Raw genomic sequence first — 6,955 nt, 5'->3', positions numbered from 1 at the left:
AGGAGGAACTTGGACTTGATCACTTCGAAGGGCGATCATGGCAAGGTCTTCATCGCCACGCCTTGATGACAATGATTGCCTACGCCTTCCTGCAACATCGTCGCCTCGCATACGCGGGGCGGAAAAAAAAGAATCAACGGGCCTCCGCCTCAGCCAACCATGCCAGCCGTACGTCACGCCATCGTCGATCTCATCCTTCGGCCGCCGTCTCAGCAGTGCCCATATTGCCGAAAGCAAATCCGTGAAAAACAGCGGCGAAAACACAATCTGCCAAAGTAGTGCTAGTTCCGCGAATTCAAAAATATGCTCCCGACGCCAAGGCCATTCTGGAGGTCGGTACGGGCCGATCGATCGTGGCCCCGATTGTGGCCGCGAATAAATTGCCCCTCTCGCACGTCACGTTGCTAGATCAGTCGCCGCGAATGCTCGAACACTCGCGGGATTGGGGGCGGCGCGGCGCAAGATTGCTCGTCGCTGACGCCACCAGCACGGGACTGCCGCGTACAAGTTTTGAACTGATCGTGTCGTCGCTTGGGGATCCCTACAACGATGCGAACTTTTGGCAGGAGGTGAGCCGCTTGCTTAAATCAGGAGGAGTTTGGCTCTTCACGGCACCCGCTTGGGAATGGTCCGAGACGTTCCGTGGGGAATCGCATCGGAGGGTAGCTGAGTTTGTATTGGCGAATGGCGCCAAGGCTTTTGTTCGTTCCGATATTCCGTCTGTGGCGACCCAAAGCCAGATGATTGGCGGTGTCGGGCTCTATTTGGACGAAATGCAAGAGCTTGACGCAGCGCATGTGTTGGGACCGCTCTCGTCAAAGCTATTGATTGAGGGGAAAACCAGCCCCTTGCCGCTGGTTCGCGGCTTCGCCGTCAAAAAGAGGTAGGGCCGGACTCAGGCCGAGTAGGGCCGGTGTCGGCCTGACCGCCGCCTGACACGGCGCGGTTACTCCACGAAAGAGAAGGCTAGAATAACGGCTGGGGCTGTCGCCTCTTTGGTCATTGCGGGATAGTTGTGGTGCAGGGTTGCCTTTGCGGCCTGGCGGTCCCAGCGGTAGATGTAGGTCGTGGCTGGGACGGCTCCATGGCTTCCGAGCTCGACGGGCTCAAGCGCTATCTCAATCTCGCCGGTGGCCTCGCAGGCTTCGCAGGGATACCAGTGTTCGATCAGCGAGCCATCAAAGTGGTTAATGTCGACAGGGTAGGCGTGGCCTTTGTCACCGCCGCAGGATGGGCAGGGGATGATGCGGGTGTCGGTCTCCTATCCCCCATCAACATGCCGGTGACGCCGGCATACCGCCAGATGTCCATGCGATGTGGGCGATCCAGTCGAAGAAGGCGATGGCGCCGGCAATGGCGCAGATGTCGAGGACCGGTTCGGGAGTGGTTCGGTAGTGGTGGGTAACCGCTCCCGCAGGCTCCGCATGTGAATCGATCGGCCTGGGCGTCGGGCAGCGGAAGGAGCGGAGGCACTTGTCGCAGGTCTTGCGCTCGTCCTGGGCATCGATCGGGCGGGTGTAGTGGAGCGGGGTGACGTTCATGATGGCGGCCACGATTGCAGCACGCGGCCGATAAGGAGGATGATTCCCATGAGCGCGAGCAGCACATACCAGAACAGGAACGGTCCGATCTCTTTCACTTCGGCACCGCCGGCGTCAGGATCAGGGTGAAACGGGTAGGGTAGCCGGGCCAGCCGCCGACGTGGATGTCGTCGAAGCCGGCGACGACCTTCTGGAGATCGTGGCAAAGCTCGTCTCCGCCGCCATCAATCCCAACGAAATTGAATGGGTGGTCGCCGATCTGCAGCGCCAGCCCGGGGTGCGCCATGCCACCTGGGAAGTGAACACCACGGACTGATTGCGGCTTTCTCGGCCGATTTGCGCGTGTTCCAGCGCTCCCATACGCGGAACCATGCCTCGCCGGGATCGTTGATGTCGCGAACAATGTCGCAGGCCGAACGATATGTCAGCCGATGACAACAAGCGCAGCTTCGGGAAGGATATACTGATCGCGTCCGCGCTGGTCGGGACAGGGCTCGCGATATCGGCGCTTTCGCTGGCCGAGCTGAGCGCGGGCAATCCTCAGCATCCGCAAGAAATGGCGCAGGCCACGCCGCCGCTGCAATCCACACCCGGGGCAGAAACAAAACCGTCGGCGCCCTCAGAGCCGACAACGACCGGAACTGGCAAGCGGCCGTCGGACGTTCCGCCCGAACCGGCCCGCCCCAATTCCGAGGCGCAGAAAGCCGGCGCCCAGCCGGTGCTGCCGCCCGCACCCGCCGAGAAGACCGCGCCGCCGATCAGGGAGAAATAGTCGCGACTGTCGTCATTCCCACATGCGCAATTGCGCATGTGAGGGCCTGTCGCCTTGGATCGGCTATCGCCGACGGTTCAATGCGGCATGGCCGGGGCAGGGGAGGCAAACTAGTTCTCCACTCAGCCATGAGAAATGAAGAGAGGTCGATGATCATTGCGGCGGGGTTCCGCTGGTTCACTGTCCCATTTTCTGTTTCACTCATTTTTGGGACGACTCACTAGTCTCCTAAAAGCGCAAATTCCACCTGGTGCTCGCCGATCTGCAGGCTTTTGGGATCGTTCGGCTGTGGGTCCTAAGGTACGCGACGCTACCGGCCACCTGTGCAGGTGATCAACTGACCAACTCACGCGAGATCGTGCCCGACGTTGGATACATCCGGACGACGACAATTAGCTATAGGCATATAGCCAGCCATCATAGGTGTCCCGCTGTCCCATCGACTGTCCCACTATTTTATGAAGTGACTCACATTGTGTCCGCCAGCGGATTCATTGCCTTGCGATCGGAGTTGCCGCAAGGACAAGCTCATAAGATGGAAAACGGACCCGCAAAAGGCGAGCGCCAATAAGGCAGGCGATCGCGTGGGCGGGCTGCGCCCGGACCGCGTCGCCCGATCTTGATGCCTGCTTGCGGCTCGCCGCTCAGGAGGACCACAAAGTCCGTGCCCTTGCCGGTCGCCGAGCTCAGCGGCTCGTCCGTGAAGGAAGACCGCCGCGACATCCCGGCGATGCGATCCAAAGCGTCCTGTGGGATGACCGAGCGCAGCTCCCGTGTCCGTCAGCATTGGCTCAATGTCGTGACCTTATGCTGCCGCGCGGTCCCGGTCATGTGGTTCAACCGCGGCGCCGTGCGGACGACCGCCGTCCCAAGAGATGACGCTTCACGGCATGTTGCTGTCGCCGGTCGACCGCTCCAGCGCAGTGTCGGCGGCGGCCAATTGCGCCTCGGCCCTGAACCTCAGATTTTCCGCTACACGCACCGGCACGATCGCCTGCGCGGCCTCCCGGAAAAACGTCCCGGCGGCGTCTCGCCTGATCCGCCTTCTTGGCAGCCACATCCGTCGGGGCTACGATCACTCGCATGCCCAACTGGGGCCGCTTCGAACAGGCTAGCTGCGAAGTCAAAGGGCATCCGAACGCAGCCATGCGACACCGAATATCCGGGCAGGGGGGCGGCCGTGGAGCGCGACGCCTGACCAGGTAATGCGTTGGACGTGGGGCATGTAGGCAACGTCATACAGGTTCGAGTAGTCGTCTATGAGCAACACGCGGCGAGCCTTGGGTCGGGTCGGAAACGCTCCGATCGTAGCTTGAACCCGTGGGTTTGGACGGCCTTGACTGAAAAACCCAATTTGTTCAACGGGTGTTTGGAGGAGCGGTGATCCTCTCTTTGGTTTAGATAGCTGTGTGTACTTCAACGGAAGATGTCAGCCTTTCACGTTTCTGCGTTCTGCATCGCTGTCTCGGCAGTATGAAACACGTCTGAACAGTCTAAGCGGCCGTCCTTCTTGAGTAATTTGTCCAGTGTCTCGCTGTTTCACCTTTTGACTCGAATCCATCATTTGCGATGAGACACCCCCAGTATGGCGCGCGAAATCCTCTCTTGCTCCCGGTCCCGCGCCATCAGCTATCGAATTTCATCGAGGGTGGGGCGCATCAGCGCGGCGCAGCGCAGGTTACCGTCTTATCGTCTATCGGGAATGGCTTTCGCAGCACTCATTGCCTCGTTCTCGCATTCAGAGATCTTCCTCTACCGGGATGCAGTACCGTTGGGCCCGCAAGGCCCAAAGCGGGACTGCGACCCGCAGGGGGTTGCAGGGGGTAGAAGACAGTTCGATAGAAGGGGCGATTGAAGGCGATAGCAGGGGTGATCGCAAAGGCGATAGCACGCGGTCGTAGGGGTCACCGAGGGGGATCGTAGCTGGGTCGCAGGACCGTCATACCGCGCTAACTTTCCTAGCGATGCGTCGGCTGTTACGAGATTGCGGACCGTATGCCGCGCTCTCGATGACATTGGCAAGTAACAGCCGCTGCTGGGCTGCCTCCAACGCTTTGCGGCTGTGTCCCTTGGCTTCGGCCATGTCGGCAAATACGGTCGGCGCATAGCCGCGTCCCGGCGCGGGGAAAACGTTCCGTGATTGCGCCGTGCACACGTCGAGACAGGCGAGGTAGGCCTGCTCGGCGTTTCGCTGCGCCTCGACCATTGCCGGCGCGGCAGGCGCCGATGACGGAACGAAGCAGCCTTCCTCCCATCGCAATCGGACCTTCTCCCCCGGAGCGCCGTAATTGATCTTCATGACTTCGAGTTCGCGCTCGGTGCTATCCTTCTTGTCCGACCGCAGGTGAAGCCGAGCACGAACCGAGTTCTGCCAATCCATGCTGCCGCCCCGTCCTGTGCCGGCGGTAATGCCCGTAAGGCTGGGGTGGTCGAGAAACAGCACGGCGCAGCCAGTCCGCCGCGCTATTCCACGGAACAGGCTAACGAAGCTCCGCACCTGAACGCGATCATTCTGGTTTCCGCCGAACACTGCGGCCACGCTATCGACGATCAATATGGCTGGTCGGATGTTCATGGCGGCGGCGGCAAGCGACTGAAACATAGGTGTTGCCTCCATAGTGCCTTCGCGCCGAGCCACAGCGAGCAGACTGTTCTCCGGGTTGGCGAAATGGAAATGCAATCCCGTCATCTCGGTAGGCTCAATCCCGCGTTTGCGGGCGACGCGGTCCAAACGCCTGCGCATTTCAGCCTCTGGTTCTTCGGCGCTGAAAAAGATGACCGGGCCAGAGGAGGTGGTCGTTCCCAGCCATTCGCCTAACCCGCGCTCCACTGCCACGGCTAGCTGTAGCGCGATCGTGGTTTTGCCGCCGCCACCGTCGCCGCTGAGAATCGCAGGCTCAGCGGCCGGAATTCGGTCGGCTGCCAACCATCGCATTTCCTCCATAGGAAGGTCGCGCCAAGCCACCGGCGTGATAGTGCGCAACGGTTGTATCAGTTCCTCTCGCGCCGGGTTCGCCACATGGGATGTCGTGGTCGCCCTAGCCTCATATTGTTGGTCCCAATCTTCGTCCTCCTGGCGACGCTTTTCGCTCGCCAACCAGCTCATGCGCCTTGACCGCGGCGTCATTCCGCCAAGCTTCTGGTCGTGCATCCAAGGTGCCGTCGGGTCGTCGTCGGCTAAAGGATCGGTTGGGTGCGAAGATTCGACAAGTTTCAGCATTCTCAGAATGCCTCATTCGAACTCAGCAGTGCCGGCCTTCCGCAAACTCGTGATGGCCTCAGCATGTTGGAGCTCGCGTGCTCTGGCACGGCGTTTGGCTGATTCGGATTTTGTGCGCTCGATGGTGAGGTCGATCGCATAGCCTTCACGAGACTAAATGCATCAAGAGCCGAGATCTGTTGCGCTAGGTGCATCGTTGATTACGCGATTGCCGTTGAGATTAGCGACCGCGGCGCGCGGTTTCCTGTTCGAGCCGGCGCTCAACGTAAGCTTCAATGCTGCGCCACAGGATCTTGCGCGAGCTCCCTTCACGGTAGCTCTCGAGCTCGCCCGAATTCAGAAGCTGATAGATTTTTCCGCGTCCAATCTGCAGCGCGGACATTGTTTCGCTAACGCTGGCAACAATCGGGCGGCTGTCGCTGAACGCGACTCCCTCGAATCGAGTTGGTGGCATCGCTGTGGTCCCTCGTTCTGGCCTATCCGAACGAACACCAGAGAACTCACCAAGTAAACAAAAAACTAGCTACAAGCTGTTGAAAACATTGATGAATAGTACCCCACCTCTGTAGAACCACTGGTCCATCAGTAGGGAAGGACTTCCCCACCGGGAGGGAATTGGTCGCGCCTTATAGAGAACCAACGAGCGCATTTTGGCTCTGAGAGGATGCTCGTCGGGCAGCGCACGAGCCCGCATTGGCGCTGGCTGTGCCTCGCGTTACATACCGATGGATTGGTGTGGAGAAGGCTCGTGCCGTTCGACGGTGGCGATGGCGCACGATGTCGTTAAGCTTTGCCGTACTCGCGGATATCCCATCCTCTGAACCGCATTGATTGCATTGCGGTTTGCAGCCGCAGCCGGAAAAGTCACGGGTAAAACCCACGGTCGGCGCTGGCGAAACGGCCAGCGACGCACGAAGAGCCGGCAATTCCCTTGAAGGTTACTGGATGGGGTGGGGAGCGGCGGCAGCCAACCATAGCCCGGGATTTGGTGATGCACGCTCCATTCGATGCACGCGGATTTGGGAGCCTGAATCACAGGCATCCGGCCAAACTCAATGCTCTCGATCCGGCCTCGGCGCCGGAGCCGCTATCGGGGAAAAGCGGACATCAACCGGCCGGCAATCCCCGCTGAATCGGTCGAAAATGACCCGAATGTATGGTCCGGCCGCGCGTTGCAAGCGGTTTCGTCAACCTGGCAGATGCGGTCTTGCATCAATGTATCCGGCCTCTGATTGGAGCGTGCTGGGCTCCGGGCCATCATGGATATCAGCGCGCATTCGAACTGATTAGCGGACAGGCCTCGAGCGGGCCATTCGGGTCACCAGTGTTCGCATGCGCCGGGAAGACCGATCCTCCATGGTCGTCTCATCCTCTCGCAGACCTCGGCGGGTAAGGGATGTTGGTTACGTCATCGATGGGCTC

General features: G+C 60.2%; 6 protein-coding genes and 2 pseudogenes. 3 read left to right on the top strand and 5 right to left on the bottom strand.

What is annotated here, in order from left to right; genetic code table 11:
• Both YY7_RS59890 and YY7_RS0148985 read left to right on the top strand, forming a co-directional pair.
• Positions 1 to 245: pseudogene (locus tag YY7_RS59890) on the top strand (IS701 family transposase); the annotation flags it as partial.
• A gap of 33 nt (positions 246 to 278) precedes the next feature.
• Complete coding sequence (locus YY7_RS0148985; RefSeq protein WP_028169314.1) at positions 279 to 887, top strand: class I SAM-dependent methyltransferase; 609 nt, start codon at positions 279 to 281, stop codon at positions 885 to 887.
• A 384-nt stretch (positions 888 to 1,271) separates the two neighbouring features.
• On the opposite strand, the gene YY7_RS0148980 is transcribed toward YY7_RS0148985, so the two are convergent.
• Positions 1,272 to 1,541: a hypothetical protein gene (locus YY7_RS0148980; RefSeq protein ID WP_028169313.1), complete on the bottom strand. Its 270-nt coding sequence runs from the start codon at positions 1,539 to 1,541 to the stop codon at positions 1,272 to 1,274.
• Between the two features lie 94 nt (positions 1,542 to 1,635).
• Entirely contained in the window at positions 1,636 to 1,827 is a 192-nt protein-coding gene (locus tag YY7_RS0148970; RefSeq protein ID WP_028169312.1) for a hypothetical protein, read from the bottom strand.
• A gap of 135 nt (positions 1,828 to 1,962) precedes the next feature.
• On the opposite strand from YY7_RS0148970, the gene YY7_RS0148965 reads away from it, so the two are divergent.
• Complete coding sequence (locus tag YY7_RS0148965) at positions 1,963 to 2,313, top strand: hypothetical protein (protein ID WP_028169311.1); 351 nt, start codon at positions 1,963 to 1,965, stop codon at positions 2,311 to 2,313.
• Positions 2,314 to 3,365: 1,052 nt separating this feature from the next.
• Here the strand turns inward: YY7_RS0148965 and YY7_RS64225 are convergent.
• The 3 genes and pseudogenes from YY7_RS64225 to YY7_RS59885 form a co-directional block, all read right to left on the bottom strand.
• Positions 3,366 to 3,571: pseudogene (locus YY7_RS64225) on the bottom strand (L,D-transpeptidase family protein); the annotation flags it as partial.
• A gap of 681 nt (positions 3,572 to 4,252) precedes the next feature.
• Positions 4,253 to 5,533, bottom strand: coding sequence for an AAA family ATPase (locus YY7_RS56055; protein WP_051397379.1), 1,281 nt, complete (start codon positions 5,531 to 5,533; stop codon positions 4,253 to 4,255).
• Between the two features lie 220 nt (positions 5,534 to 5,753).
• Positions 5,754 to 5,987 carry a helix-turn-helix domain-containing protein gene (locus tag YY7_RS59885; RefSeq protein ID WP_080664217.1) on the bottom strand — a complete coding sequence of 78 codons (234 nt, stop codon included), beginning with the start codon at positions 5,985 to 5,987 and terminating at the stop codon, positions 5,754 to 5,756.
• Between the last annotated feature and the right edge of the window lie 968 nt (positions 5,988 to 6,955).

Origin of the sequence: Bradyrhizobium elkanii WSM2783 (assembly GCF_000472865.1) — a bacterium.
Lineage (GTDB): Bacteria > Pseudomonadota > Alphaproteobacteria > Rhizobiales > Xanthobacteraceae > Bradyrhizobium > Bradyrhizobium elkanii_A.
The sequence above is the reverse complement of the archived record's forward strand: the minus strand, read 5'-3'. Positions and strand labels throughout refer to the sequence as shown.

Coding starts and splice junctions, on each gene's coding strand:
- YY7_RS0148970 (WP_028169312.1), bottom strand. CDS start 1,827: ATGGCGCACCCCGGGCTGGCGCTGCAGATCGGCGACCACCCATTCAAT.
- YY7_RS0148980 (WP_028169313.1), bottom strand. CDS start 1,541: ATGAACGTCACCCCGCTCCACTACACCCGCCCGATCGATGCCCAGGAC.
- YY7_RS0148965 (WP_028169311.1), top strand. CDS start 1,963: ATGTCAGCCGATGACAACAAGCGCAGCTTCGGGAAGGATATACTGATC.
- YY7_RS59885 (WP_080664217.1), bottom strand. CDS start 5,987: ATGCCACCAACTCGATTCGAGGGAGTCGCGTTCAGCGACAGCCGCCCG.
- YY7_RS56055 (WP_051397379.1), bottom strand. CDS start 5,533: ATGCTGAAACTTGTCGAATCTTCGCACCCAACCGATCCTTTAGCCGAC.